29 protein-coding genes are annotated in these 25,037 nt (G+C 67.1%); 10 read left to right on the top strand and 19 right to left on the bottom strand.

Annotated features, from left to right (window positions below; all coding sequences use genetic code 11):
- The first annotated feature begins 203 nt into the window (after positions 1-203).
- On the top strand, positions 204-785 hold the full coding sequence (locus KZC51_RS10995) for a M23 family metallopeptidase (RefSeq protein ID WP_247630016.1): 582 nt from the start codon (positions 204-206) through the stop codon (positions 783-785).
- 68 nt (positions 786-853) lie between these two features.
- Here KZC51_RS10995 and KZC51_RS10990 read toward each other — a convergent pair whose 3' ends face one another.
- The 9 genes from KZC51_RS10990 to KZC51_RS10950 form a co-directional block, all read right to left on the bottom strand.
- Positions 854-1,756 carry a tyrosine-type recombinase/integrase gene (locus KZC51_RS10990; protein ID WP_247630015.1) on the bottom strand — a complete coding sequence of 301 codons (903 nt, stop codon included), beginning with the start codon at positions 1,754-1,756 and terminating at the stop codon, positions 854-856.
- Positions 1,757-1,851: 95 nt separating this feature from the next.
- Positions 1,852-3,045 (bottom strand): DNA-processing protein DprA, encoded by a 1,194-nt coding sequence (gene dprA / locus KZC51_RS10985; RefSeq protein ID WP_247630014.1) that lies wholly within the window; start codon positions 3,043-3,045, stop codon positions 1,852-1,854.
- Entirely contained in the window at positions 3,042-4,571 is a 1,530-nt protein-coding gene (locus KZC51_RS10980) for a YifB family Mg chelatase-like AAA ATPase (protein ID WP_247630013.1), read from the bottom strand. The genes dprA and KZC51_RS10980 overlap by 4 nt, the downstream gene beginning before the upstream one ends.
- On the bottom strand, positions 4,568-4,930 hold the full coding sequence (locus KZC51_RS10975; RefSeq protein WP_247630012.1) for a YraN family protein: 363 nt from the start codon (positions 4,928-4,930) through the stop codon (positions 4,568-4,570). The genes KZC51_RS10980 and KZC51_RS10975 overlap by 4 nt, the downstream gene beginning before the upstream one ends.
- Positions 4,931-5,053: 123 nt before the next feature.
- Entirely contained in the window at positions 5,054-5,380 is a 327-nt protein-coding gene (locus KZC51_RS10970) for a DUF2469 family protein (protein ID WP_017830719.1), read from the bottom strand.
- Positions 5,381-5,430: 50 nt separating this feature from the next.
- Positions 5,431-6,090: a ribonuclease HII gene (gene rnhB, locus KZC51_RS10965; RefSeq protein ID WP_247630011.1), complete on the bottom strand. Its 660-nt coding sequence runs from the start codon at positions 6,088-6,090 to the stop codon at positions 5,431-5,433.
- A complete protein-coding gene (gene lepB / locus KZC51_RS10960; RefSeq protein ID WP_247630010.1) occupies positions 6,087-6,815 on the bottom strand; it encodes a signal peptidase I in 729 nt (242 codons plus the stop codon). The genes rnhB and lepB overlap by 4 nt, the downstream gene beginning before the upstream one ends.
- Before the next feature lie 118 nt (positions 6,816-6,933).
- Complete coding sequence (gene rplS, locus KZC51_RS10955) at positions 6,934-7,281, bottom strand: 50S ribosomal protein L19 (protein ID WP_091037582.1); 348 nt, start codon at positions 7,279-7,281, stop codon at positions 6,934-6,936.
- A gap of 171 nt (positions 7,282-7,452) precedes the next feature.
- Positions 7,453-7,941, bottom strand: coding sequence for an MFS transporter permease (locus tag KZC51_RS10950; protein ID WP_247630009.1), 489 nt, complete (start codon positions 7,939-7,941; stop codon positions 7,453-7,455).
- Positions 7,942-8,050: 109 nt separating this feature from the next.
- On the opposite strand from KZC51_RS10950, the gene map reads away from it, so the two are divergent.
- The gene (map, locus tag KZC51_RS10945) at positions 8,051-8,833 is read left to right on the top strand and encodes a type I methionyl aminopeptidase (RefSeq protein ID WP_247630008.1); all 783 of its coding nucleotides are present in this window, start codon (positions 8,051-8,053) and stop codon (positions 8,831-8,833) included.
- Between the two features lie 64 nt (positions 8,834-8,897).
- The gene (locus tag KZC51_RS10940) at positions 8,898-9,491 is read left to right on the top strand and encodes a histidine phosphatase family protein (protein WP_247630007.1); all 594 of its coding nucleotides are present in this window, start codon (positions 8,898-8,900) and stop codon (positions 9,489-9,491) included.
- Here KZC51_RS10940 and trmD read toward each other — a convergent pair.
- From trmD to rpsP, 4 genes are read right to left on the bottom strand one after another with little or no spacing between them, the layout of a single operon-like run.
- Positions 9,488-10,186 (bottom strand): tRNA (guanosine(37)-N1)-methyltransferase TrmD, encoded by a 699-nt coding sequence (trmD, locus tag KZC51_RS10935; protein ID WP_247630006.1) that lies wholly within the window; start codon positions 10,184-10,186, stop codon positions 9,488-9,490. The two genes, KZC51_RS10940 and trmD, sit on opposite strands and share 4 nt — an antisense overlap.
- Before the next feature lie 19 nt (positions 10,187-10,205).
- On the bottom strand, positions 10,206-10,823 hold the full coding sequence (gene rimM / locus KZC51_RS10930) for a ribosome maturation factor RimM (protein WP_247630005.1): 618 nt from the start codon (positions 10,821-10,823) through the stop codon (positions 10,206-10,208).
- Positions 10,807-11,037, bottom strand: a complete 231-nt coding sequence (locus KZC51_RS10925) for an RNA-binding protein (protein WP_247630004.1) — start codon at positions 11,035-11,037, stop codon at positions 10,807-10,809. The genes rimM and KZC51_RS10925 overlap by 17 nt, the downstream gene beginning before the upstream one ends.
- Before the next feature lie 6 nt (positions 11,038-11,043).
- Complete coding sequence (gene rpsP, locus KZC51_RS10920) at positions 11,044-11,472, bottom strand: 30S ribosomal protein S16 (RefSeq protein WP_017830730.1); 429 nt, start codon at positions 11,470-11,472, stop codon at positions 11,044-11,046.
- A 209-nt stretch (positions 11,473-11,681) separates the two neighbouring features.
- Here rpsP and KZC51_RS10915 point away from each other — a divergent pair, with 209 nt between their 5' ends.
- Positions 11,682-12,833 carry a glutamate--cysteine ligase gene (locus tag KZC51_RS10915; protein WP_247630003.1) on the top strand — a complete coding sequence of 384 codons (1,152 nt, stop codon included), beginning with the start codon at positions 11,682-11,684 and terminating at the stop codon, positions 12,831-12,833.
- A gap of 13 nt (positions 12,834-12,846) precedes the next feature.
- On the opposite strand, the gene KZC51_RS10910 is transcribed toward KZC51_RS10915, so the two are convergent.
- Complete coding sequence (locus KZC51_RS10910; protein WP_247630002.1) at positions 12,847-13,818, bottom strand: sugar-binding transcriptional regulator; 972 nt, start codon at positions 13,816-13,818, stop codon at positions 12,847-12,849.
- Positions 13,819-13,919: 101 nt separating this feature from the next.
- Between KZC51_RS10910 and KZC51_RS10905 the strand changes: the two genes are divergently transcribed.
- From KZC51_RS10905 to glpK, 3 genes are all read left to right on the top strand, one after another.
- Positions 13,920-15,629, top strand: a complete 1,710-nt coding sequence (locus tag KZC51_RS10905; protein ID WP_247630001.1) for a glycerol-3-phosphate dehydrogenase/oxidase — start codon at positions 13,920-13,922, stop codon at positions 15,627-15,629.
- A 92-nt stretch (positions 15,630-15,721) separates the two neighbouring features.
- A complete protein-coding gene (locus KZC51_RS10900) occupies positions 15,722-16,474 on the top strand; it encodes an MIP/aquaporin family protein (protein WP_247630000.1) in 753 nt (250 codons plus the stop codon).
- A 28-nt stretch (positions 16,475-16,502) separates the two neighbouring features.
- Positions 16,503-18,017, top strand: a complete 1,515-nt coding sequence (glpK, locus tag KZC51_RS10895) for a glycerol kinase GlpK (RefSeq protein WP_247629999.1) — start codon at positions 16,503-16,505, stop codon at positions 18,015-18,017.
- A gap of 7 nt (positions 18,018-18,024) precedes the next feature.
- On the opposite strand, the gene KZC51_RS10890 is transcribed toward glpK, so the two are convergent.
- Positions 18,025-18,948, bottom strand: a complete 924-nt coding sequence (locus KZC51_RS10890) for a LysR family transcriptional regulator (protein ID WP_247629998.1) — start codon at positions 18,946-18,948, stop codon at positions 18,025-18,027.
- 78 nt (positions 18,949-19,026) lie between these two features.
- Here KZC51_RS10890 and KZC51_RS10885 point away from each other — a divergent pair, with 78 nt between their 5' ends.
- Positions 19,027-19,941, top strand: coding sequence for an EamA family transporter (locus KZC51_RS10885; protein ID WP_247629997.1), 915 nt, complete (start codon positions 19,027-19,029; stop codon positions 19,939-19,941).
- A gap of 8 nt (positions 19,942-19,949) precedes the next feature.
- On the opposite strand, the gene ffh is transcribed toward KZC51_RS10885, so the two are convergent.
- The 4 genes from ffh to KZC51_RS10865 all read right to left on the bottom strand — a co-directional run bounded on the left by ffh (position 19,950) and on the right by KZC51_RS10865 (position 23,303).
- Positions 19,950-21,506, bottom strand: coding sequence for a signal recognition particle protein (gene ffh, locus KZC51_RS10880; protein WP_247629996.1), 1,557 nt, complete (start codon positions 21,504-21,506; stop codon positions 19,950-19,952).
- 13 nt (positions 21,507-21,519) lie between these two features.
- Positions 21,520-22,020 (bottom strand): RNA polymerase sigma factor, encoded by a 501-nt coding sequence (locus tag KZC51_RS10875; RefSeq protein WP_247629995.1) that lies wholly within the window; start codon positions 22,018-22,020, stop codon positions 21,520-21,522.
- Positions 22,017-22,631: a hypothetical protein gene (locus tag KZC51_RS10870; RefSeq protein WP_247629994.1), complete on the bottom strand. Its 615-nt coding sequence runs from the start codon at positions 22,629-22,631 to the stop codon at positions 22,017-22,019. Before KZC51_RS10870 ends, KZC51_RS10875 begins: the two co-directional genes overlap by 4 nt.
- Before the next feature lie 84 nt (positions 22,632-22,715).
- On the bottom strand, positions 22,716-23,303 hold the full coding sequence (locus tag KZC51_RS10865) for a TetR/AcrR family transcriptional regulator (protein WP_247629993.1): 588 nt from the start codon (positions 23,301-23,303) through the stop codon (positions 22,716-22,718).
- Between the two features lie 100 nt (positions 23,304-23,403).
- Between KZC51_RS10865 and lipB the strand changes: the two genes are divergently transcribed.
- The gene (lipB, locus tag KZC51_RS10860; RefSeq protein ID WP_247629992.1) at positions 23,404-24,042 is read left to right on the top strand and encodes a lipoyl(octanoyl) transferase LipB; all 639 of its coding nucleotides are present in this window, start codon (positions 23,404-23,406) and stop codon (positions 24,040-24,042) included.
- Positions 24,039-25,028 (top strand): lipoyl synthase, encoded by a 990-nt coding sequence (lipA, locus tag KZC51_RS10855; RefSeq protein ID WP_247629991.1) that lies wholly within the window; start codon positions 24,039-24,041, stop codon positions 25,026-25,028. Before lipB ends, lipA begins: the two co-directional genes overlap by 4 nt.
- Positions 25,029-25,037 lie beyond the last annotated feature (9 nt).

Raw genomic sequence — 25,037 nt, 5'->3', positions numbered from 1 at the left:
GCTCTGAGAGAAGGACCTGAGGGAGTGGATGCCGCGAAGTTCATCGCTGAGGGCACGCGTAGTCACCCCGATATCGAGGTGCTCCTCCAGCATACAGGATGTGCGAGCGCACTCGTCCTGCACGATCGCGCGGTGAGGACCATGTCTCCCCCACCGACCGCTCACGCTCTTCTGCGACCGCCGATCCGTAACAGGATGCACGGATGACATCCTCGATGCGACTGCTGACGTGCCTCTTCACACTTGTCTGCGCGCTGCTGCTCGCAGGAGAAGCCCGTCCCTGGCAGGCATCCGCCGAGTCCGGTCTCACGGTGGCCGGGTTCACGACGTCATCGGCCGTGCCGCCCATCGTCGCCTCCGTCTCCCGACCGTCCTGGGCCTGGCCTCTCGCAGGCGCTCGGTCCGTTGCCGCACCGTATCGAGCCCCCGCCCACGAGTACGGCGCCGGGCATCGCGGTGTCGATCTCATGGCCGAACCGGGCACTACCGTGTTCGCACCGGCGGAGGGCGTCGTGGCGTTCCGCGGGACCGTGGTGGACCGCCCCCTCGTCACGATCGAACACCCCGGCGGGCTCGTGTCGACGCTCGAACCCGTCAGCTCGCCACTCACACCCGGCGCGGCAGTCGTGGCCGGGCAACCGCTCGGCATCGTCGGCACCGGTGGGCACACGCCGACCGGTGCCGTGCACCTGGGGGTCCGGCTGAACGGCGCGTACATCAACCCGTTGCTGCTGTTCGGTCCCGTGACGCGAGCCGTGCTGCTGCCGTGCTGCCCCGAGAAGTGATGACGCGACGTCGCCAACGACCATAGGCGAGAGCCACGGCACCGCGCCTACGCGGCTTCGGAAGAGCCTCAGGCGCGCGGGTGCGCCAGACGGTACGTGGCGGCCAGCCGCTCGGACGACACGTGCGTGTATATCTGCGTCGTGCCCAGGCTCGCGTGCCCCAGGATCTCCTGCACCGCGCGAAGGTCCGCTCCACCGTCTAGAAGGTGCGTGGCAGCAGTGTGGCGCAACGCGTGCGGTCCCACCGTGTCCGCGCCCACGACGGGAGAGAGCACACGGGCGACGAGCGTGTAGACCGACCGCGCACCGATACGGCCTCCGCGAGAACCGAGCACGAGGGCCGGAGACGCAGTGGCCGACCGTGCGCTGAGCACGGGCCGCGCACGTCGGAGGTAGGCGGCGAGAGCATCTCCAGCAGGCAGGCCGAACGGAACGACGCGTTCCTTGGCGCCCTTTCCGAAGACCCGGGCCGTGCGGCGATCGAGGTCGACGTCGTCGATGTCGAGACCGCACAGCTCCGAGACGCGAATGCCGGAACCATAGAGCAGCTCGATGATCGCGTGGTCTCGCAGTGCGATCGGGTCACCGCCCGAAGCTGAAGACCGCTGAACCTCGAGAAGTTCCGTCATGGCATCCTGCGACGCGACGGTCGGCAAGGAACGTCCGCGTTTCGGAGCGATCAGCCGCAGGCTGGGATCGTGCGCGATCAGATCTTGCTCTTTCGCCCAGCTGAAGAAGGACCGTGCTGCGGCCGCGCGTCGAGCAAGCGTGGAACGAGCGTCCCCGCGCTGCGTCGCCGCCCAGAGCCACTCCCGAAGCATTTCGAGATCCACCTCGTCGAGCTCGACCGGTCCTGCCGAGGCCTCCAGGTCGCGAAGATCAGAACGGTACGCCTTCACCGTCGCCGCCGAGAGCCGACGCACTCTGGCGAGGTGCTCGAGATACGCCTCCGACGCCGTGGACAGTTCCATGCCTCCCAGCTTGCCGCCGACCGTGTGCCCTGAGGCGGAGCCTCGCCGCACGTTCCGGTCGGGCGTTCGCTTCGCTCGGTCGCTGTCTTCATGCGCTAGACGGGCGTGCGCCGCCAACCGCCTCCCACCGGATGCACGAGGCCCTCGAGCTCCAACAGACCGAGGTGCGACAGCACTCGTTCGGTCGACAATCCGGACCGCCGCGCTATCTCGACCGTCGGCAAGGAAGTGCGACCCCCGAGCGCGTCGAGAACGCGCACGCGCTCGGGGTCGACGCCCTCCGCTGTCGGGACCACGCCAGCCGCCAGGCCGCAGAGCTCACGGACATCTGCGGCCGAGGTCACGCAGACCGCATCGTATTCGCGTAGCAGTCGATGACATCCCGCCGACGACGCGGAGGTGACCGATCCCGGCACCGCCCCCAGAGGCCGACCGAGCGAGGCCGCGTGCCCTGCGGTGTTCAACGAGCCGCTGCGCCACCCCGCCTCGACCACCACCGTCGCATCGCCCAGGGCCGCGATAAGACGGTTCCGGGCGAGGAAACGCCACTTCGTGGGAGCGGCACCGCAAGGCAGCTCACTGAGCACCGCCCCTTCTTCGGCAATCTGCTTCAGCAGACCGTGATGCCCGGCCGGGTAGGCGCGGTCCACTCCGCCTGCGAGGAACGCGACCGTCCCCCCTCCGACACCGAGCGCAGCGCGATGCGCCGCACCATCGATTCCATATGCCGCACCCGACACGATGAGCGCGCCGGAAGCCGCGAGGTCTCCCGCGATCTCGGCCGCGACATGGTCGCCGTACCCGCTGGAGGCACGGGCACCTACCAACGCCACCCGAGGGGTGACCATCATGCAAGACGGATCTCCCCGCACCCACAACGCGATCGGAGCGTTGGCACCGAGATCGTCCAACGCATGCGGCCAGAGATCGTCGCCGGGGAGCAGAAGTTGCGCACCGACCTCGCGGGCGCCGCGCAACGCATCACGGACCGCTCGTACTTCCACTCGGGGCACCCAGCGCCGTCGCCCCTCCGCGACGGCGTGTCGCACCCGAGCATCGGCCGTGTCGAGCAGCGCATCGACCGCCCCGTCCCGTTGGGTGCCGTCGATCGCATACCGCAGAGCCTCCTCCGCTCCCAGCGTTTGGATCAGGGCACCGGCGACGCCGTCACCCGGCTCGGCCAGCACGCTCCATGCGGTGCGCGCGAGCGCATCCACCACTTCCTCGCCCGCGCGGAGCAACCGGACCTCGTCAACCATTTCCGTGCTCGCGAACAGCTCGTCGATCACTGTGTCGTTCCTCTCCTCAAGTGCAGTGCACGTCCGATCTCATCGAGCCCCGGCTGATCGCGGTCGGAGAGGTCGGCCATCGTCCAGGCCAGCCGCAGCACCCGGTCGTACCCGCGAAGCGTCAGCGCGCCCCTCTCCAATGCCCGATCAAGCGGGGCTCGAACCGCCCGCTCCAGACGCAGCGCGCCTTGGCGCAACCAGGTGCCGGACACTTCCGCATTTCGGCGCCAGGGCGTGGCCCGCCAGCGTTCGGAGGCACGCTCTCGTGCCGCGCGCACACGCTCCCGAGCTGCGGACGACGTGAGGGATGACCCTTCGCCGGCCATGGCCCGATGCGCGGCAACACGCATCACCTGGAGATCGATGTCTACGCGGTCCCGCAGGGGTCCCGACAAGCGTGTCGCGTAGCGCCGAATGGCCATGGGCGGGCACACGCACTCCGCGCCACGGATGCCGTAGTTCCCGCACGGACACGGATTCATCGCCAGCAGCAACTGGAACCGGGCGGGAAACCGAGCGGTGAACCCGGCCCGGTGCACGTCAATCACGCCGGACTCGAGCGGCTGGCGCAGCGCGTCGAGTGCCACGCGGGAGAACTCCGCCGCTTCGTCGAGGAACAACACCCCGCGATGGGCACGAGCGATCGCGCCGGGCCGTGCCGCCCTGGATCCACCGCCGACGAGAGCCGCCGCCGACGTGCTGTGGTGCGGGGACTCCAGCGGGGGCGACCCGTCGAGCCTCGTCACGACCTCCCCGCTGAGCGAGCGGACAGCCGCGACCTCGAGCGCTTCCTTCTCGGTCAGTCGCGGCAGGATTCCGGGGAGCCTACGCGCCAACATGGTCTTGCCCGCACCAGGCGGACCGCTCAGGAGCAGGTGGTGCCCACCGGCTGCCGCGATGATCAGGGCCTCCACCGCCTCCGGCTGTCCGACGACGTCGGCGAGGTCGAGCGACTCCTCCCGCACCGGAACGGGTGAGGCGGCATCGACGGCGTCCACATCAGGGACCTCGACGTCGGCGCCGTGCCACACCGCGACCTCCGCGAGTGACGCGGCGGCTCGCACCTCGACACCCGGGACCAGGCGCGCCTCGTCCTCGTTCGCCTTCGGCACGATGACACGATCGAAGCCCGCGCGTGACGCGGCGAACACGGCGGGAAGGACCCCGGGCACGGGACGCAGACGCCCGTCGAGCCCGAGTTCTCCGATGTGCACCGTTCCCGCGATCGAGCGCCGGGCGAGCAGACCGCCGGCGGCGAGAGTCGACACAGCGATACTGAGGTCGAAGCCAGACCCGTGCTTGGGAAGGCTCGCCGGCGAGAGGTTGACGGTGAGGCGCCGGCGCGGCAGATCCAGTCCCGCATTCTTGCAGGCGTTGTGCACCCGCTGCACCGCCTCGCCGAGTGCCTTGTCCGGGAGACCGATGATCTTGAAGTCGGGGGTCTGATTTGACAGATCGGCCTCGACCTCGACGAGATGTCCATCGACACCGGTGAGCGCCACCGCCCACGTGCGGGCCGTGCTCATCCCAGGTCTCGCAAGTGCTCGAGTGTCGCGGTCTCCGGATCAGGGCCCACGATGCCGATGCCGTCGATGCGCAGACTCAGACCGCGTGCTCGCGGCGCGTGCGCCTCCACCCAGGCATGTGCGAGCCGCCAGAGTCGGCGTCTCTTGCGCTCGTCGATCGCCTCGAAAGGGTGTCCGAAGGCCGTCGACCGCCGTGTCTTGACCTCGACGATCGCCAGCTCATCACCGTGCACGGCGACGATATCGATCTCACCCTGCGCGCACCGCCAGTTCCTGTCGACCACGTCGTAGCCGAGCCCCAAGAGGTGGGATACCGCGCGCTCTTCGCCCGCTCGTCCGAGATCATCTTTCGCTGCCATGACCCCAGCATGGTGAGACGCTGAGTCCCGGGACTCCGATAGCGACGCGTCGCCCGGACCGTTCGGAGAACTCGGTGGATCGGCCCGCGGTGCAGAGGAAGTGCCCGCTCAGCGGGCGCCGGCTCACTCCCCGTCGAGGGAGAGCTCCTGCGGCAGTTCGAACTCGCGCCGCTGCAGCTCTTCCACGTTGACGTCCTTGAACGTCAGCACGCGCACCGCCTTGACGAACCGGTCAGCGCGATAGATGTCCCACACCCAGACGTCGGTCATCGAGATCTCGAAGTAGAAGTCGTGCTCGGTATCGCGACGGACGACGTTCACCTCGTTCGCCAGGTAGAACCGACGCTCGGTCTCGACGACGTACTGGAACTGGGACACCACATCCCGGTACTCCCGGAACAGTGCCAGCTCGAGCTCGCGGTCGTAGTCGTCGAAGGCTTCCTCATCCATGATGAATCCATCCTAGAGTCGGAGCGCCACGAAGCCGCACCGATCGCCGTTCAGAACAGCGTCGGAGCATCCGTGATCGCCCACGACGCGCGATGATGCGGCGACAATCCACTCGCTCTGATCGCCTCGCGATGCTCCGCGCTCGCGTACCCCTTATTGCGGTCCCACTGATATGCAGGGTGTCCATCGTGCAACTCCACCATGAGGGAATCGCGCGCGACCTTGGCGATCACCGACGCAGCGGACACCGATGCACAGTCACGGTCAGCCTTGATGACAGGACGCACTCTGAGCGGCCCAGGGTGAACGATGGAAAGGTAATCGTGGTTGCCGTCGAGGAGCACGAGCGCGTTCTCCAGCGATGCGCCCTGCGCCACGACACCCGACACCGCACGTGAGGCGGCAAGGCCCAGTGCACGCATGATGCCGACTTCATCGACCTCCGCCGCACTCGCCCAGCCGACGGCAGACGCCTGCACCCAGGCTGCCGCCCGTGCTGCCACCTCTGGACGACGCTTCTCTGTGACGAGTTTGGAGTCGCGCAAGCCCTCAGGTACGCGACGACGCGCGCCGGCGGCATCCATCACGGCGGCGCCGACGGCCACCGGACCTGCGAGGGCACCGCGCCCGACCTCATCGAGCGAGATGATCAGGTCGCACTCGCCCAGGAGCTTCCGCTCCAGCGTCAGCTTCGGTGCGACGACGGTCATTCCGGGTCCGGAACGCCGTTGAACGTGTCGTGATGACCGTCGATCGTGCCCATGCGGTTCAGCGGCCACGTCGTCAGGAAAGCCTTGCCCACGACATTGTCCAACGGAACGAAACCCTTGCTGGGCAGATCCTGGTGCGCGCGCGCGTCGCGCGACCGGTCTCTGTTGTCGCCGAGCAGCCACAGCGATCCCTCCGGCACGACCACATCGAACGGATCGTTCGAAGCAGCGGTGTCGCCCTCGGGGAGGTTGAGGTAGCTGAGCTCGTCGATGGGCGCGCCGTTGATGGTGATCTGGCCCAGCGCGTTACAGCACACGACGTGGTCTCCTGGCAAGCCGATCACCCGTTTGACCAGATGATCCTGAGCATCTGTCGCGGAGATTCCTACAACGTTGAGGACCCAGTCCACCGCCTGTACCAACGGCGGGGCAGCAGGCGTCTGCGGTACGGGGTCGAGCCATCCGCCCGGATCCTTGAAGACCACGACGTCGCCCCGCTCATAGCCGGTCCAACGTGGCGTGAGCTCATCGACGAGGATCCGGTCCTTGATCAGGAGCGTCTGCTCCATCGACGCAGACGGGATGTAGAACGAACGGACCACGAAGGTCTTGACCACGAACGACACCACAGCCGCGATCAGCACGATGACCAACACATCGCGGAGGAAGATCAGGAAGCCGCGACGCCGTCTGGACGTCGGGGCGGACGGGGAATCGGTCGTCATCAGCTTCCTTCACGAATGGTGCACCGCACGCGCGCGGCAGTTTCAAGGGTCGCACACCGGGGGGAGAACACAGCACCCCGAGACATCGTGTCTCGGGGTGCTGTGGAAAAGCTGCGCGTCAGCGGTCGCGCTTCTCCTTGATCTTCGCCTTCTTACCGCGGAGCTGGCGGAGGTAGTAGAGCTTCGCGCGACGCACGTCACCGCGGGTGACGACCTCGATGTGGTCGATCACCGGGGAGTGCACCGGGAAGGTACGCTCGACGCCAACCTGGAAGCTGATCTTGCGGACGGTGAAGGTCTCGCGCACGCTGTCGCCCTGGCGGCCGATGACAACGCCCTGGAAGACCTGGATACGGGAGCGCGTGCCCTCCGTGATGTTGACGTGCACCTTGACGGTGTCGCCGGGGAAGAAGTCCGGGATGTCCGAACGGAGGGATGCCGCGTCAACGGCGTCGAGGATCTGCATGATCGTCTCTCTCTGCACTCGCCACAGGTCGCGTGCATGATGATGGAAGGAACAAGAAGGTGTCTGTGCCGTACGGCGCTGATGCGTCCGCGGGCTCCCCTGAGGCAGAACCGGTCACGGCACAAACATTCATTCTGCCATGAATGAGACCAGCGGCCAAAATGACGGCGGTCAGTCCCTCTGGTCGACCTCGCGTACGACGATGACCTCATGAACTCGTGTCTGGGGAGCCGGCTCGTGCTCGCCGGGAATGCTCGACCAGGCGATCGTCTCCCGGATACGGGCGCCGCTGCCCTTCGCCTCGTTCCACAACTGCCAGAGCTGCAGCCAGAACAAGGCGACGCCCGCGATGATCGCACTGACGAGCAGCCAGGCGAAAGCACGGTCGATGAAGAAGCCGACGGCGATGGTGAGACCGTGCCACACCGTGAAGCCCAGTACATCCCACCAGGACACTGCGCGTTCGATGCGCACAGAGGGGCGCGACCGAGTGAGCAACGTGAGCAGGAGCTGCCCGATCAGGACCGAGGGGATCGCGATGAACAACACCCAGAGGATCGCCCATCCGCCCTGGAACACGCCCCATCCGACGAGCAGCCACAGCGGCAGGAGGAACGCCGCCGGAAGGAGCCAGCGGAAGAAGGCCTGTCGCAACCACATGCTCAGATCGTACGACGCCTCGGCCTCCGGAACTGCGGTGTTCGCTGTGAGCGCGCGGCCGACTGCAGGCTGCGCATCGGGGAGAATGGAGAAGACGAGAGGACACCCGATGATCGAACTGCGCACTCATGCCGAGATCGAAGAGATGCGTGCCGCCGGTCGCTTCGTGGCTGAGACACTGGCGACGCTGCGTGACGAGACGAAGGTGGGGACAAACCTTCTGTCCATCGATCGGCGTGCGCACGACCTGATCCGCAAGGCGGGCGCGGAGTCCTGCTACATCGATTACCACCCTTCGTTCGGCGCGAGCCCGTTCGGCAAAGTGCTGTGCACATCGGTCAACGACGCCGTGCTGCACGGACTCCCCTACGACTACACCCTCCGCGACGGCGATCTGGTGTCGCTCGACTTCGCCGTCTCCGTCGACGGCTGGGTGGCCGACTCGGCTCTCTCCTTCGTGGTCGGCACCCCGCGTGACGAGGACCTGCGCCTCATCGACACGACGGAGCGCGCGCTGGACGCCGCGATCGGCGCCGCCGTAGTGGGCAACCGGATCGGGGACATCTCCGCATCGGTCGCGGCGATCGCCCACGGTGAGGGCTACTCGATCAACACCGATTTCGGCGGTCATGGGGTGGGCCGCACGATGCACGGCGACCCTCACGTGCCGAACGACGGTCGACCCGGCCGGGGCTTCCCGTTGCGTGACGGTCTCGTTCTCGCGCTCGAGCCCTGGCTGCTCGCCACGACGGACGAGCTGATCACGGATCCGGACGGCTGGACCCTCCGCAGCGCGGATGGCTCGCGCGGAGCGCACTCGGAACACACCGTCGCGATCACCGAGAACGGACCCATCGTCCTGACCGATCGCGCCTTCCTCGGAGTGGACTGACGGATCACCGCGACCTGTCGGATGGGGACGGGACGCTTTCGCGCGCCTGTGCCATCCTGAGTCCATGATTCCCCAGGACCGCCACGTGCCGGAGCGACTGTTCCTCGCGCGACACGGCCAGACGACCTGGAACCAGGAACGGCGGCTTCAGGGGCAGCTGGACTCGCCGCTCACCCCTGAGGGCATCGCGCAGGCCCGTTCACTCGCGGAACGGCTGGTCGGAACAGACGTGAGAACCATCTGCTCGAGCCCCTTGGGGCGCGCGCTGCGCACGGCGGTCATCATCGCGGATCGCCTCGGCGTCGACGTGGTCGAGGTGCCCGAGCTCGCCGAAGTGCACCACGGCGAGCTCGCAGGGATGACGTGGGATGAGATCGATCGGGCGTTCCCCACCGTTCGCGAGGAGCGCGCCGCAAACCGCTACGGCTGGGCGTTTCCGGGGGGCGAGAGTTACGCGCAGGCCCGTGCGCGTGCGCGCAAGGCGCTGACCAGTTGCGGGTGGGCGTCCGCGGGAACCCCGCTTCTTGTCAGCCACGAGATGATCGGCAGGCTGCTTCGCGCCGAACTCCGCGGGCTCGACGCAGCCGGCGCTCTCGCGCTGCGACACCCGCACGGCGTCGTGCTCCGCCTCGACCGAGGCGTGGAGACTGTGCTCTAGGCCGACTCGTCGGGCGCGAGCAGGTCGGGGCGTCGCCTCCGGGTGCGCTCGAGCTGCTGCTCGCGACGCCACGCGGCGATCGCGGCGTGGTTTCCACTGAGAAGCACCTCAGGTACGGCGTGCTCGCGCCACAGTGAGGGCTTCGTGTACGACGGGTACTCCAGGAGCCCGTCCTCATGCGACTCCTCGACCAGGCTCTCGGGGTTGCCGACGACCCCGGGGATGAGCCGCCCGATCGCTTCGATCATCGCCATCGTCGCGACTTCTCCCCCGTTCAGCACGTAGTCGCCGAGACTGATCAGTCGGACCTCACCGAGGGAGGCGGCGTAGTCGAAGACGCGCTCGTCGATGCCCTCGTAGCGACCGCAGCCGAACACGAGGTGCTCGCGCGACGACAGGTCGCGTGCGGTCGCCTGGGTGAACACCTCGCCGGCCGGCGAGGGGAAGATGATCGTCGGCCGCTCGGACCGCGCGCTGACCTCGTCGAGAGCGAGCCCCCACGGCTCCGGCTTCATCACCATGCCGGCGCCGCCGCCGTATGGGGTGTCGTCGACGGTGCGATGCCGGTCGCTCGTCCAGTCGCGCAGGTCATGCACCCGGAGATCGAGGATGCCTGAGCTCTGAGCCTTGCCCAGGAGCGACAGCGTCAGACCGTCGAAGTACGACGGGAAGATGGAGAGGACGTCGATGCGCACGGGGGAACCGTATCAGCGGTCACTCGGCAGCGTCGGCGTCCGAGCTTGGCGCAGCCTCGGCATCCGATGCATCCGGGAGTTCTTCGAAGAGTCCGGCCGGCGGCGTGACGATGACCTGTCCCTTCTCCACGTCGACGGACGGGACGATCGCCTCGACGAAGGGGACCATGATCTCGCGGTCGCCCGCTTTCACGATCAGGAGATCCTGGGCCGGGAAATGCTCGATCCTGGCGACCCGTCCGACGACGACGCCGTCACGGACGACCTCGAGACCGACGAGCTGGTGGTCGAACCACGCGTTGTCCTCGACCTCGTCGACATCCTGATCGATCCAGAGGATGCCTCGCACGAGGCTCTCAGCAGCGGTGCGATCCTCGACGTCGTCGAAGAACACCACAGGGCTGCCATTCATCACGCGGTACTCGCGGATGGTGATCTCTTTCCCATGCCACGGAGATGCCTCCGGCACCTGCAACGTGAACGCGGCGCCAGTCTGAAAGCGTCGCTCCGGGTTGTCCGTGTACAGCTCCACCTTGAGCCCGCCCTTGAGGCCATGAGCCTTGACGAGGCGCCCGACGCGCAGCTGGTTCTTGCTCTGGTTTCTGTCCTGCGACGCCACGTCAGTCGTCCGCGACATCGACGCGGACGCGACGCCCATCGGCCAATGCGGTGATGAGCGTACGCAGCGCCTTCGCGGTGCGGCCGCCGCGCCCGATCACACGACCACGGTCATCGGGGTGCACACGCACCTCGAGGAGATCGCCTCGCGGCGACGTGGATTCGTTGACGCTGACATCCTCAGGGTGATCGACGATCCCCTTGACGATGTGTTCGAGCGCGGCGGCGAGCACGACGGATTACTCTGCGTCGGCGGCGGGAGCCGCGTCGGCCTCGGCAGCGGCGGGAGCCTCCTCAGCGGGGGCCTCCACCTTCTTCTCGGCCTTGGGCTTCACGACGGACTTCTTGGCAGCGTCGATCTCGAACGGAACCTTGGGCTCCTTGACCTTGAGCGTGGACTTCGCGTCCTTGTCGCCCTTGAACTTGCCCCAGTCACCCGTGATCTTGAGGATCGCGGCGACCTGCTCGGTCGGCTGAGCGCCGACGGAAAGCCAGTACTGAGCCCGCTCGGAGTCGACCTCGATGAAGGAGGGCTCCTCGGTGGGGTGGTACTTGCCGATCTCTTCGATCACGCGACCATCGCGCTTGGTCTTCGAGTCAGCAACGACGATGCGGTAGTACGGCGCACGGATCTTGCCCAGGCGCTTGAGACGAATCTTGACAGCCACGATTCTCCTGAATGGTGTGGAAGGAAACGAACTGATCGCCTGGAGAGTGGGGTGCACACCCGGCGGAAGCTCAAAAGGTGAGGACGATAGCTGGATAGAGGGTCGAGCAGGTCGTCCGACCTTCTATTCTGCCAGATCGGAGCGTCAGGAGCGAAACGCGGCGACACGGGTGTTGCGGCGACCGTCGTTCTGCGTGTCAGACTGTGCACGTGACGCTCGATTTCGCGCCTTCGGCCCGCTCCACCGTCGGACTGGAATGGGAGATCATGCTCGCCGATCCGGAGAGCGGTGACCTCGTAGGACGCGCCCCGGAGCTGCTGGCCGCACTCGAGGCGGAGAGCGCTGATGAGCGCCACACCGTCACGGGTGAGCTGCTCACCAACACGATCGAGGTCACCAGCGGCATCGGCGACTCCGTAGCCCAGGCGGTGGACGACATCGCTCAGGCGATCGCCGCGGTCAGATCTGCCACGGATCCCGCGGGTATCGAACTCCTCTCGGCGGGAAGCCATCCCTTCGCGCAGTGGTACGACCAGCAGGTGACCGACAAGACGCGCTACCACACGCTGATCGAGCGGACCCAGTGGTGGGGACGCAACATGATGATCTGGGGTATCCACGTCCACATCGGCGTCGAGGACCAGCATAAGGTGTTCCCTCTCATCAACGCGCTCACCTGCTTCCTTCCGCATCTCCAGTCGATCGCCGCCTCCAGTCCGTTCTGGGCGGGCGAACGCACGGGCTACGCATCCAACCGCGCTCTCGTGTTCCAACAGCTTCCGACTGCGGGCCTGCCATGGCCCCTGCAGGATTGGACCCAGTTCGAGTCCTATCTGGAGGACATGGTGCGCACGGGTGTCATGGCCGATGCGTCAGAAGTGCGCTGGGACATCCGACCGGCCCCTCGATGGGGCACGATCGAGGTGCGCGCGTGCGATGGCGTCTCCACTCTCCCCGAGCTCGCCGCGATCGCCTCGCTCGTCCAGGTGCTGGTGGAGCATTTCTCACGCGCACTCGACGAGGGACGGAGCCTTCCTCAGATGCCCGCCTGGTTCCACCGTGAGAACAAGTGGCGCGCCGCCCGCTATGGGCTGGATGCGCGCGTGATCGTGGATGCCGAAGGAACCCAGCTTCCCGTGCGCGACCATCTCGCACAGACCATCGACGACCTCGCAGCCGTCGCCGTCGAGCTCGGGTGTTCGAGAGAGTTCGCCAGCCTGCACACGATCCTCGACGAAGGTGCCAGCCACGCGCGTCAGATCGCCGTCGCCGAAGCATCCGACGGCGATCTGGGAGAGGTCGTGCGGCATCTGATCCGTGAATTCCGATCGGGGCCGGAGTCGTCGATCGACGAACCATGAGCCTCGCAAGGAGTCAGTCCTCGACGAGCTGTCGCGCAAGACCTTCGTCGAGCACGACGTCGGTGATGAGGTCGGCAGCGATAGCGGCGCGCAGGCTCACGAGCTTGGGGATACCGGAGACCACGCACACCCGACGAGGAACCCGACGCAGGCGGTCCAGGCCGGGGCCTGTCGCCCGCGCATTCACCCGGATGTCGCGCCAGGACCCGTCCGAGCGGAAGAACACCGTTGCCACATCACCGATCGCATGGTCTTCGCGCAGACTCCGGTAGTCGTCGCGACCGAGGTATCCACCCACGTAGACACGGCTCGGCACCTCGGCGGCGGGCGAGCCCAGGCTGAACACGGCGATGTCCATCTTCGCCTGCAGGTCGAGCACCCGACGCGTGCTGCGCTCCCGCCACATCGCCTCGCGCGTCGCGGGGTCATCGAAGAACGCCGGCACGGGGAACTGCTGCACCTGCGCGCCGAACGCACTGCCGAATCGCTGCAGGATGTCGCTGGAGTACTCGACACCACTGGTCTGCGTGTTCCCGGCGCCGTTGAGTTGAACGAAAGTCGTGTTGTGGGTTTCCTTCTGCGTCAGCCCTCTACTGACCGCGCTGATGGTCGACCCCCAGGCGACGCCGATGATCATGTTCGAATCCACGAACTGCGAGAGCAGCCGCCCCGCCGTCAGAGCGACGCGTTCCAGGCGCTCGACCTCGCTCACGATCTCCGACATCGGGACCACGTGCGCGGCGACACGATGACGGTCGCGGATCCGCTGCTCGAGGATCCCCAGCCGCTCGAGCGGTGAGTTGATTCTGATGTCGACCAGTCCGCTTGCCCGCGCGAAGGTCAGCAGCCGAGATACGGATGAGCGCGAGGTGCCCAGCTCCTGGGCGATCACCTCCATGGTCTTGTCCTGCATGTAGTACAGCTGCGCTGCGGTGAGCGCGGCGATCAGCTTGGAATCGCGGGATTGCGCGCCGGGGTCGGCCATGAGTTCCTCCTCACCCTCGATCCTTGCACATATGTGCACTGGACTTGCGCGCAGCGTTCCGCGGGTCGATGCTGGGGGCAAGCAAGGAAAAGGGGTCGAAGATGATCGAGTCGACGCACTCGTCAGCGGAACGCGCTGAGGTACGCGCAGTCCGTGAATCCGGACGCACGAGCGTCCTTCTCATCGGTGGCGGGATCAACGGCATCTCCGCATTCCGTGATCTGGCACTGCAAGGAGTCGATGTTCTCCTCGTCGAACGCGGCGACTTCGCCTCCGGCGCATCCTCCGCGTCGAGCCACATGATCCACGGCGGCATCCGGTATCTCGAGAACGGCGAGTTCCGTCTTGTGCGCGAGTCTGTGGAAGAGCGCAACGGCTTGCTCAAGATCGCCCCCCACTATGTCAAGCCGCTGCAGACGACGATCCCGATCTACTCGACGTTCTCGGGGATCCTCTCCGCTCCCCTCCGCTTCCTGACGCACCGCAGCGGCAAGCCGCAGGAGCGCGGTGCCTTCTTGATCAAGATCGGCCTGACGATCTACGACACGTTCTCCCGCGACGGCGGCAGTGTCCCCCGGCACCGCTTCCTCGGACGCAAGCGTTCGCTCGCAGAGCTCCCCTCCCTCGACCCGAACATCAAGTACACCGCGACGTACTACGACGCCTCCATGCACGACCCCGAGCGTCTCGCCCTGGACGTGCTCAAGGACGGCCTCGCCGCCCACCCGGCAGCCCAGGCGCTGAACTACGTCGAGGCGATCGGTCGCGAGGGCGACACCGTGATCCTCCGCGATCGCGAGAGCGGCACGGAGTTCGCAGTCGCAGCAGACGTGGTCGTCAACACCTCGGGCCCGTGGACGGACCTGACGAACGTCGCGCTCGGCACCGACACCCGCTTCATGGGCGGCACGAAGGGTTCGCACATCGTGCTGGACCACCCCGAGCTGCTCGAGGCGACGCGAGGCCGGGAGATCTTCTTCGAGCACTCCGACGGCCGCATCGTGCTCATCTACCCGTTGAAGGGCCGCGTGCTCGTCGGCACGACCGACATCGACGCGGACCCCCGCGAGGTCGCGGTGTGCACCGAGGAGGAGGTCGACTACTTCTTCGACCTCATCCACCACGTGTTCCCGCAGATCGACGTGAACCGCGATCAGATCGTGTACCGGTTCTCCGGCATCCGCCCGCTCCCCCGCCACGAGGACACGGCGCCCGGCTTCGTGTCGCGCGACTACCGCATCGAGGTCGATGAGAGCGGCTCTGTACCGCTGGTCAGCCTCGTCGGCGGCAAGTGGACCACGTTCCGCGCTCTCGGCGAGTCGCTCTCCGACGTGGTGCTCGGACTCATCCACCGCACCCGGACGGTCTCCACCGCGGGTCGAGCTATCGGCGGCGGGCGTGACTTCCCGCGCACCGAGAAGGCGAAGCGCATCTGGATCCAGGAGTACCTCCCCGGCGCCGGCGACCGCGCCGAGAAGCTGCTCGCGCGCTATGGCACCCGCGCCGCGCAGGTCTGGGAATACGTCGAGGAGGGCACGGATGCCCCTCTCGCCGGCGGCGACCTCTCGACGCGCGAGCTCGGGTGGATGGTGAACAACGAGATGGTCGCGCGTCTGCAGGACGTCATCCTGCGCCGCACGAGCATCGCATTCACCGGCCACGCCGATGCAGTGGTCATCGATGAGATCGCCGATGCGCTCGCGCCGTTGCTGGGCTGGGATCGTGCGCGACACGATGCCGAACTCGAGCAGACCCGTGAGCTGCTGAACGAAAGGCATGGACTCCATATCTCGTCGCGCACCCGCGGCTGACGAGACCTCCGACCGTCGCCCTCCTTGCGACGCTCTCCCATCCCGGTGTCACGGCAGAGGGGCCGTGACCCACATGAAAGGTCAATGAAGACATGGCTGATGTCAATCTCGGTCTCTACTTCCTCTCGGAGTTGGTGGGCACAGCGATGCTCATCCTGCTCGGATGTGGCGTGGTCGCCAACGTCGCCCTGGCGAAGAACAAGGGCTTCGGTGGCGGCTTCCTGATGGTCAACTGGGGATGGGGCCTCGCGGTCTTCGCCGGTGTTCTGGTGTCCGCCTACTCCGGCGCGATCCTGAACCCCGCCGTGGGCGTGGGCCTGCTGATCTCCGGCACGATCACCTTCACGATGTTCCTGGTCGCCACCGGTGCCGAGCTCCTCGGCGCCATCATCGGCGCCATCGTGGTGTGGCTCGCGTACAAGCAGCACTTCGACGAGGAGCCCGAGGCAGCGAACAAGCTCGGCGTCTTCTCGACCGGCCCGGCGATCCGCTCCTACGGCTGGAACCTCGTCACGGAGATCATCGGCACGTTCGTGCTGGTGTTCGTGATCCTCGCGTTCGCCGACTACGGCGACATCTCGGTGGGTACGCCCGGAGGCCTCGGACCGCTCACCGCACTGCCTGTCGCCCTGCTCGTCGTCGCGATCGGTGCATCGCTCGGTGGCCCGACCGGCTACGCGATCAACCCCGCCCGTGACCTCGGCCCGCGTATCGCACACGCGATCCTCCCCATCAAGGGCAAGGGCTCGAGCGACTGGTCCTACTCGTGGGTTCCGGTCGTCGGTCCGCTCATCGGTGGAGCGATCGCTGCAGTCGCAGCGCCCGTCCTGCTCCACCTCGCCTGACCCCACCTGAATTCAAAGGAGAAAACACATGGCTGACTACATCCTCGCCATCGACCAGGGAACGACCTCGAGCCGCGCGATCATCTTCGACAAGAAGGGGAGCATCATCGCGACGGGCCAGAAGGAGCACGAGCAGATCCTGCCGAAGGCCGGCTGGGTTGAGCACGATGCATCCGAGATCTGGCGCAACGTGCAGGAGGTCATCGGTCTGGCGCTGAGCCGTGCCGACCTGACCCGTCATGACATCGCCGCGGTCGGCATCACCAACCAGCGCGAGACCGCGGTGGTCTGGGACAAGACGACCGGCAAGCCCGCCTACAATGCCATCGTCTGGCAGGACACACGGACGCAGGACATCGTGGACCGCCTGGCTGCGGACGGCGGCGTGGAGCGGTTCAAGCCGATCGTCGGCCTCCCGCTGGCGACGTACTTCTCGGGCACCAAGATCGCGTGGATCCTGGAGAACGTCGACGGAGCGCGTGAGAAGGCCGACGCCGGAGACCTGATCTTCGGCACCACCGACAGCTGGGTGCTGTGGAACCTCACCGGTGGCGTCGACGGCGGTGTGCACGTGACGGATGTCACCAACGCATCGCGCACGATGTTCATGGACCTCGAGACGCTGGAGTGGCGCGACGACATCCTCGAGGCGTTCGGCGTGCCGCGATCGATGATGCCGGAGATCCGCTCCTCCTCCGAGGTCTACGGCGCAGCGGAGGACTCCTCGCTGTTGCGTGAGACGCCGATCGCGGGCATCCTGGGCGACCAGCAGGCCGCGACGTTCGGTCAGGCGGCTTTCCAGAAGGGCGAGAGCAAGAACACCTACGGCACCGGCTGCTTCCTGATCTTCAACACGGGCGAAGAGGTCGTGCACTCGAAGAACGGGCTGCTCACGACCGTCGGCTACAAGCTCGGCGACCAGCCCACGCACTATGCGCTCGAAGGTTCGATCGCCGTCACGGGATCGTTGATCCAGTGGCTGCGCGACCAGCTCGGCATCATCTCCTCCGCCCCCGAGGTCGAGGAGCTGGCCGACAAGGTCGAGGACAACGGTGGCGTCTACATCGTCCCCGCGTTCTCCGGTCTGTTTGCTCCGTACTGGCGTCCTGACGCCCGCGGAGCGATCGTGGGCCTCACCCGCTACGCGAACAAGAATCACATCGCTCGCGCAGCACTCGAGGCGGTCGCCTTCCAGACGCGTGACGTGCTGGATGCCGTCAACGCGGACGCCGGCGTGGACCTCACCGAGCTCAAGGTCGACGGCGGCATGGTCGCCAACGACGCGCTCATGCAGTTCCAGGCCGATGTCCTCGGCGTCCCGGTCGTTCGTCCGGTGGTCGCGGAGACCACCGCACTCGGCGCCGCGTACGCAGCCGGACTCGCCGTCGGCTTCTGGAACGGTCTCGACGACCTGTCCGCCAACTGGCAGGAAGACAAGCGCTGGGAGCCGTCGATGGAAGACGCCGAGCGCGACCGTCAGCTCCGGCTGTGGCGCAAGGCCGTCACGAAGTCCATGGATTGGGTCGACGACGACGTGAAGTGATCGCACATCACTGAGAGGCGGGTCCGGGAGCTATTCCGGGCCCGCCTCTCTGCGTCGATGTGGCGGCCTCCACGACCCGGAGGAATGCCCGGGCGACGCTGCGAGGAACGTCGGAATCCCACGCCACGTACTCGATACGGATCGGCCCCTCGCGGACCGGGACCGCGATCACGTCGCGTTGTCGCCCGTCCAGCACAGCGGGGGCGAGAAGACTGACCGCGAGGTCCGCTGCTACCAGGGCGATGAGGAGTTCCGCCGAGTCAGCCTCGAACGCGACATCCCTCTCCACCCCTGCAGCGACGAACGCCACGTCGCTCTGAGCGCGTCCTGACGTGCCTGCCGGGAAATCGGCGAAAGCCATACCGGCGAGCTCCGTCAGCCCGATCTCCGATCTGCTGGCGAGCACATGTGTGGCGGGCACCGCAGCGACCAGGCGCTCTCTCCCGATCTCGCGAGCGGCAACGCCACGTGGAAGCGAGTCCTCACGAAGTCCGAGAAAAGCCACATCGAGGTTTCCGGCTCGCACGTCGGCGACCAGCGCGTCACTGTTTCCGACCCGCAACTCGACGCGCGCCGATGGGTGCTCCGCCCGGAACCTCGCCAGCACCGCCGGGACGTCGATGGCGGTGACCGTAGGGATCACTCCGAGCCGGAGCGTGCCGACCACCTGGCCCGCCGTGGCCGCCGCGTCCTCCTTGGCGCCTTCAATCGCACGCAGTGCCTCTCGTGCGCGTGCCACGAAGGCAGTCCCGGCCTCCGTCTCCCGCACGCTGCGACTCGAGCGGACGAACAAGCGCTGGCCGAGCTCACGCTCCAGCGCTGCGATCTGGTGGCTCAGTGCGGACTGCGTGACGAAGCAGCGCTCGGCCGCGCGTGTGAAGCTCGAGGAGTCCGCGACCGCGACCACGTAGCGGAGCTGAGAGAAGTCCATATTTCCATGATCTCCATTCATGTTTTGAGTGACAAGTATGCGTTGGACTCATCCGCGCGCGACGCTCAGGCTGGAACCATGAAACGCTCGATCACCGTGATGCTCACGGCTCTGGCTCCCATCGCCTGGGGCACGACCTACCTCGTCACCACCGCTCTCCTCCCGGCGGGACATCCACTGTTCGCGGGACTCATGCGAGCGCTACCTGCCGGACTGCTCGCCATCGCGATGAGCAGGACGTCTCCCCATGGCAGCTGGTGGCTCAAGTCACTCGCACTCGGGGCCCTCAACATCGGCGCCTTCTTCCCGCTGCTGTTCCTCGCGGCTGAGCGTCTCCCCGGAGGTGTCGCCGCCGCAGTCGCCGGGTTGCAACCGCTCCTGGTGCTCGGCCTCGGCGCGATGGTGGTGCACGAGCGGATCAGAGCGACCACTGCGGTCGCCGCACTCGCGGGCGCCGGCGGCGTCGCCCTGGTCGTACTCGGGCCTGCAGCCGAACTCGACACCCTCGGCATCCTCGCCGCGGTCGGTGGAGTGACCGCCACGGCGCTGGGCATGGTCCTGACCAAGCGGTGGGGACGGCCCAAGGGCGTGGGGCCGATCGCCTACGCCGGCTGGCAGCTCACGGCCGGAGGGGTCGTGATCCTCCCCCTGGTCCTGCTGCTGGAAGGCCTCCCGGCAGAGATCGACGGCAACGCCGTCTTGGGCTATCTCTGGCTCGCCACCGCCGGGGGCATCATCGCGTACACCCTCTGGTTTCGCGGTATCCAGCGTCTACCTGTGATCGCCCCTGGGCTGCTCGCGCTGCTCTCGCCCGTGGTCGCAGCTCTTCTCGGGGTGCTCGTGGCCGGAGAGTCGCTCACGCCGGTGCAGGTCATCGGATTCACCGTGACGATCGCGGCACTCGTCGGCGGACAGTTCGCGGCGCGTCCGCGGCCACGACCCGCAGTGACGGCGGCCGCGTCAGCGACAGCACCACACCAGCTATCGCGCTGAGGCGCGGCTCAGTTCTTGCCGAAGAGCTTCTGGATCTCCGCAAGGTCGGCCTCCGACGGCGCCTTTGCGCCGCCGCCGAGGCCGAATCCCGAACCCGTCGGAGTGGATGTCTGCGCAATTCCTGCGTTCTCCGCGGCCCGCTTCGCCGGGTTCCCCGAGCGGGACCCCGCCGAGGACTTGCCCTTCTTGCCGCGCTTGGACGACGCACCGGGACGCCCCATACCGGGAACAGGTCCCATGCCGGGGATGTTGGGGGTTCCACCGCGCGCGACGGTCTTCATCATCTTCGCCGCCTGCTCGAATCGGGCGACGAGCTGGTTCACATCGGTGACGGTCATGCCGGAGCCGCGAGCGATGCGCAGGCGGCGCGAGCCGTTGAGCACCTTGGGGTTGCGGCGCTCATCCGGCGTCATCGATCGGATGATCGCCTCGGTGCGGTCGATCTCGCGCTCGTCGAAGTCGTCGAGCTGCTGTTTCATCTGCCCCATGCCGGGGAGCATCCCCAGCATCTTCTTCATCGAACCCATCTTCTTCATCTGCTGAAGCTGGTCGAGGAAGTCCTCGAGGGTGAACTGCTCGGTCGCGAGCTTCTCGGCCATCTTCGTGGCCTCTTCCTCATCGAAGGCCTGCTGCGCCTGTTCGATGAGGGTGAGGATGTCGCCGAGGTCGAGGATGCGGCTCGCCATGCGGTCCGGGTGGAACGGCTCGAGGTCCTCGAGGCGCTCACCCGTCGAGGCGAAGATGATCGGACGACCGGTCAACGAGGCGACCGAAAGCGCCGCACCACCGCGCGCGTCTCCATCGAGCTTGGAGAGCACGACACCGGTGAAGTCCACGCCCTCCTGGAACGCCTTGGCGACGTTCACAGCGTCCTGGCCGATCGTGGCATCGATGACGAAGAGCACCTCGTCGGGGTCGACCGCCTTGCGGATGTCTGACGCCTGCTTCATGAGCTCGGCATCGACACCGAGCCGACCGGCGGTGTCGATGATGACGACATCGTGCTGCTGACGACGGGCGTGCTCGACGCCGTCGCGCGAGACCTTCACCGGATCGCCCACACCGTTGCCCGGCTCCGGCGCGTAGACCGTGGCGCCGGCCTGCTCCGCGACGACCTGGAGCTGATTCACGGCGTTGGGGCGCTGGAGGTCGGCCGCGACGAGAAGCGGGGTGTGCCCCTCGCTCTCGAGCTGCTTGGCGAGCTTGCCCGCGAACGTCGTCTTACCGGAACCCTGCAGACCCGCGAGCATGATGACGGTCGGAGCCGTCTTCGCGAACTGCAGTCGGCGCTGCTCGCCACCGAGGATCTGCACGAGCTCCTCATTGACGATCTGCACGACCTGCTGCGCGGGGTTCAGAGCCTTGTTGACCTCATCGCCCAATGCACGCTCGCGCACCTTCGCGGTGAAGTCCTTCACCACGGAGAGCGCGACGTCGGCGTCGAGCAGCGCGCGACGGATCTCGCGCACGGTGCCGTCGACGTCGGCCGGCGTGAGCTTTCCCTTCGTACGAAGGTTGCGGAAGGTCTCGGTGAGCCGATCGGAGAGCGTGCCAAAGGTAGCCATGGTGCTTTAGATTCTACGCGAGCGGAGCCTCGACTCTCAGCGCGACGCGAAGCTCGCTCTTCGCCCGCTGGTAACGCCCCCGCGCAGTGGACGCCGGGATGCCGAGAAGCTCCGCGGCATCCGCGAGTGAGAAGCCGTCCCAATGCACGAGACGCACGATCTCGGCCTCATCCGGCTCTAGCCGGGCGATCGCATCGCGCACCTCCGCACCCGCGTCCGCCGCCGGCGCAGAGAGCTCCTCCCGCACATGCAGACGGATGCGGTCGGCCAGCGCCCACCGCCGGCGCGCACCTCGCGCATGGTTGAGCAGTGTCCCCCGAGCGATGCCGAACAACCACATGCGCGCCCGCTCCGACCCATCCGGGAGATCACCCACGCGCCGCCACGCGACGACCATCGTCTCACCGAGCAGGTCCGGCGCGTCGTCGACGCCGGCCCGACGCTCGAGGTAGGCCAGGATGTCGCCTCCACTGCGCTCGAGCGCACGCGTCAAGCGCGCTGCATCGCGGCTCACTCCGCACCCCAATTCTCAGCATCGCAGTGGACCTGAGCGTGCGAATCCGCGCCTTCGAGTACGTCGCTCGTGAAGCCGTGGACAGCGAGCTCATCGTGGACGAGCTGACCCACGGCCTGTTCATGCGCGGTCCACGCGGCGAGGTCGGCGCTGCGCGGACCCTGCTGCGCCGCGGGATCGTCGGCGGCCGACGCCTCGATCGTCGCAAGGTAGCCCGGAATGAGGGGAGCTGCGGCCGCCTCGACATCCGTGGACGCGAACCAGTCGTCCACGACGCGATTGACCTGGGCGTTCAGAATCGGATCGTGCGTGTCGAGGGCGCTGAACCGCAGTTCGCACTCACCCCAGGTGGGCGACGTGTAGGTGTACACCCGGTCGGGGTTCTCCAGGCCGTCGCCCCAGAGCCAGTCCCCCGACGCGGTCGCGATGCCCGCGCCACCCACGAGCACCACCGCCAGAGCGCCACTGAGGAGAGCGTTGCGCCGGGTGTGACGCGGAGAACGTGCTTCTTCGCGCGCCGCGACGATCATCGCGTGCGTGTCCGACGGCTCCACACGTCGCCGCGCAGGGTCCGCGGCGCTCAGCACGGCGTCCAGGGGATCGATGGCCATAGGATTCCTCCTCGTTCGAGTGGCGGTTCACTCATGACCTGTCCGCCGGAGGACGAATCGTCCGCGGTGCTCTCTCTTCCGCTCTCAACTCCCCCAGGGGAGATCGTGGATGGTGCCGAGCGCGTCGAGGAGCACCGCTTCGGGGGTGCCACGTCCGGCCCCCTGCTCGGCCCACACCCGCAGGGACGACAGCACGGCGGTCGCATGAGCAGAGCCCAGGATGTCCGCGCGGATGACATCGATGCCGGAGGCGACGGCCGAGTCAGAGATCCCCGCCGACAGGCGCGCGTGCCGGAGACCGGTGTCTCCCATGAGCTCCTCACGAAGACCCATCGCCGCCGCGTTGCGCAGGGCGAGAGCAAGCGGGTCTGGCTCGAATCCCCGTACGATCCGCACGAGGATGTCGCGCACCGCATCCCCTCTGGCGCGGTCACCGAGTGCGTGAAGCGACGTGAGCGCCTGCTCGATGCGCTCGTCGATTCCCGACCAGAGCACATCGCTCTTCGAGGCGAAGTAGTTGAAGAAGCTGGAGCGGCTCACCCCGGCGCGTTGCGTGATGTCAGCGACGGACGTTCCGTCATATCCGCGCTCGAGGAACAGCTCACAAGCCGCTTCCGCCAGGGTCTCGCGAGATGACGCCTTGGGGCGTCCGGCGCGGCCAGTCGAACTCATGTTCCTCACGCTACCGCGAGTGCCGTCGTACGCATCCGAGTCGACCGCGCAGGAGTATTGTTAGACCCAATCCAACTACTGCGTCGACAGGAGACCCCGCATGCTGGACATCGTCACGCCCGGACTCGCTCCGCACCTCGTCCCCTACCTCGACGGATGGGACCTGCAACGGCGCATCCACGCGGAGGTCGCGGGCGGAACGCGTCACGACACCCTCATCCTGCTCGAGCATGAGGCCGTCTACACGGCCGGAAAGCGCACCGAGGCGCACGAGCGACCGACTGACGGCACCCCAGTGGTCGACGTGGACCGCGGAGGCAAGATCACCTGGCACGGCCCAGGACAACTGGTCGGCTACCCGATCGTGCGGCTACCGGAGCCGATGGATGTCGTCGCCCATGTGCGCCGCCTGGAGCGGGTGCTCATCGAGGTGCTGCGACCGCTCGGAGTAGACGGCTACAAGGTGGATGGCCGCAGCGGCGTCTGGGTGCGTCGACCTCTCTCGGAGGACAAAGTCGCGGCGATCGGCGTACGAGTGCAGCAGGGTGTCACGATGCACGGCTTCGCCATCAACTGCGACAACAGCCTCGCCGGGTTCCGCGGGATCATCCCCTGCGGCATCACCGACGCCGGTGTCACCACCGTGAGCGAGGTCGTCGGTGCCGACGTCTCCCCCGCCGACATCCTCGACCGCGTCACGGATGCGTTCACCACCGAGTACGCAGGAGTTCCCGCATGACCGCCGCCCCCGAAGGACGCAAGCTTCTGCGCCTGGAGATCCGCAACGCCGAGACGCCGATCGAGCGCAAGCCCGAGTGGATCAGGACCAAGGCGAAGATGGGCCCGGAGTACACCGCGCTCCACTCCCTCGTGAAGAGCGAGGACCTGCACACGGTGTGCCAGGAGGCCGGTTGCCCCAACATCTTCGAGTGCTGGGAGGACCGGGAGGCGACCTTCCTGATCGGCGGGTCCCAGTGCACGCGTCGCTGCGACTTCTGCCAGATCGACACCGGCAAGCCGGCCGACTACGACACCGACGAACCACGCCGCGTCGCGGAGAGCGTCGCACGGATGAAGCTGCGCTACGCCACGGTGACGAGCGTGGCGCGCGATGACCTGCCCGACACCGGAGCGTGGCTGAACGCGGAGACCGTCCGGAAAATCCACGAGCTGAACCCGAACACCGGCGTTGAGCTGCTCGCGAACGAGCACAATGCGGATCCGTCCTTCCTCGGTCAGATCTTCGACGCCCGCCCCGAGGTGTTCGCGCACAACGTCGAGACGGTTCCCCGTATCTTCAAACGCATCCGGCCCGCATTCCGCTACGAGCGCTCACTCGACGTGCTGACCCAGGGCCGCAACGCAGGACTCATCACCAAGTCGAACCTGATCCTCGGCATGGGCGAGGAGCCGGAGGAGGTCGTGCAGGCGCTGCACGACCTGCACGACGCCGGCTGCGACATCATCACGATCACGCAGTATCTGCGACCGTCGCCGCGTCACCTCCCGGTGTCGAGGTGGGTGAAGCCTGCCGAGTTCGTCGAGTTCAAGGAGGAGGCGGAACGGATCGGTTTCCTCGGGGTGCTCGCCGGGCCCCTCGTGCGCTCCTCGTATCGGGCGGGACGACTCTGGGCGCAGTCGATGGTGTCGAAGGGACGGGAGATCCCCGCGCACCTCTCCCACATCGCGGAGAGCGCAGACCTCGGGTTCGCCCAGGCGGTGTGACGGGTGGCG

Source organism: Microbacterium croceum (assembly GCF_023091245.1).
Classification (GTDB): Bacteria; Actinomycetota; Actinomycetes; order Actinomycetales; family Microbacteriaceae; genus Microbacterium; species Microbacterium croceum.
This window is presented reverse-complemented; position numbering and strand designations above follow the sequence as displayed.

Coding starts and splice junctions, on each gene's coding strand:
- KZC51_RS10995 (WP_247630016.1), top strand. CDS start 204: ATGACATCCTCGATGCGACTGCTGACGTGCCTCTTCACACTTGTCTGC.
- KZC51_RS10990 (WP_247630015.1), bottom strand. CDS start 1,756: ATGGAACTGTCCACGGCGTCGGAGGCGTATCTCGAGCACCTCGCCAGA.
- KZC51_RS10980 (WP_247630013.1), bottom strand. CDS start 4,571: ATGAGCACGGCCCGCACGTGGGCGGTGGCGCTCACCGGTGTCGATGGA.
- KZC51_RS10975 (WP_247630012.1), bottom strand. CDS start 4,930: ATGGCAGCGAAAGATGATCTCGGACGAGCGGGCGAAGAGCGCGCGGTA.
- KZC51_RS10970 (WP_017830719.1), bottom strand. CDS start 5,380: ATGGATGAGGAAGCCTTCGACGACTACGACCGCGAGCTCGAGCTGGCA.
- rnhB (WP_247630011.1), bottom strand. CDS start 6,090: ATGACCGTCGTCGCACCGAAGCTGACGCTGGAGCGGAAGCTCCTGGGC.
- lepB (WP_247630010.1), bottom strand. CDS start 6,815: ATGACGACCGATTCCCCGTCCGCCCCGACGTCCAGACGGCGTCGCGGC.
- rplS (WP_091037582.1), bottom strand. CDS start 7,281: ATGCAGATCCTCGACGCCGTTGACGCGGCATCCCTCCGTTCGGACATC.
- KZC51_RS10950 (WP_247630009.1), bottom strand. CDS start 7,941: ATGTGGTTGCGACAGGCCTTCTTCCGCTGGCTCCTTCCGGCGGCGTTC.
- map (WP_247630008.1), top strand. CDS start 8,051: ATGATCGAACTGCGCACTCATGCCGAGATCGAAGAGATGCGTGCCGCC.
- KZC51_RS10940 (WP_247630007.1), top strand. CDS start 8,898: ATGATTCCCCAGGACCGCCACGTGCCGGAGCGACTGTTCCTCGCGCGA.
- rimM (WP_247630005.1), bottom strand. CDS start 10,823: ATGTCGCGGACGACTGACGTGGCGTCGCAGGACAGAAACCAGAGCAAG.
- KZC51_RS10910 (WP_247630002.1), bottom strand. CDS start 13,818: ATGGCCGACCCCGGCGCGCAATCCCGCGATTCCAAGCTGATCGCCGCG.
- KZC51_RS10905 (WP_247630001.1), top strand. CDS start 13,920: ATGATCGAGTCGACGCACTCGTCAGCGGAACGCGCTGAGGTACGCGCA.
- KZC51_RS10900 (WP_247630000.1), top strand. CDS start 15,722: ATGGCTGATGTCAATCTCGGTCTCTACTTCCTCTCGGAGTTGGTGGGC.
- glpK (WP_247629999.1), top strand. CDS start 16,503: ATGGCTGACTACATCCTCGCCATCGACCAGGGAACGACCTCGAGCCGC.
- KZC51_RS10890 (WP_247629998.1), bottom strand. CDS start 18,948: ATGGACTTCTCTCAGCTCCGCTACGTGGTCGCGGTCGCGGACTCCTCG.
- KZC51_RS10885 (WP_247629997.1), top strand. CDS start 19,027: ATGAAACGCTCGATCACCGTGATGCTCACGGCTCTGGCTCCCATCGCC.
- ffh (WP_247629996.1), bottom strand. CDS start 21,506: ATGGCTACCTTTGGCACGCTCTCCGATCGGCTCACCGAGACCTTCCGC.
- KZC51_RS10870 (WP_247629994.1), bottom strand. CDS start 22,631: ATGGCCATCGATCCCCTGGACGCCGTGCTGAGCGCCGCGGACCCTGCG.
- KZC51_RS10865 (WP_247629993.1), bottom strand. CDS start 23,303: ATGAGTTCGACTGGCCGCGCCGGACGCCCCAAGGCGTCATCTCGCGAG.
- lipB (WP_247629992.1), top strand. CDS start 23,404: ATGCTGGACATCGTCACGCCCGGACTCGCTCCGCACCTCGTCCCCTAC.
- lipA (WP_247629991.1), top strand. CDS start 24,039: ATGACCGCCGCCCCCGAAGGACGCAAGCTTCTGCGCCTGGAGATCCGC.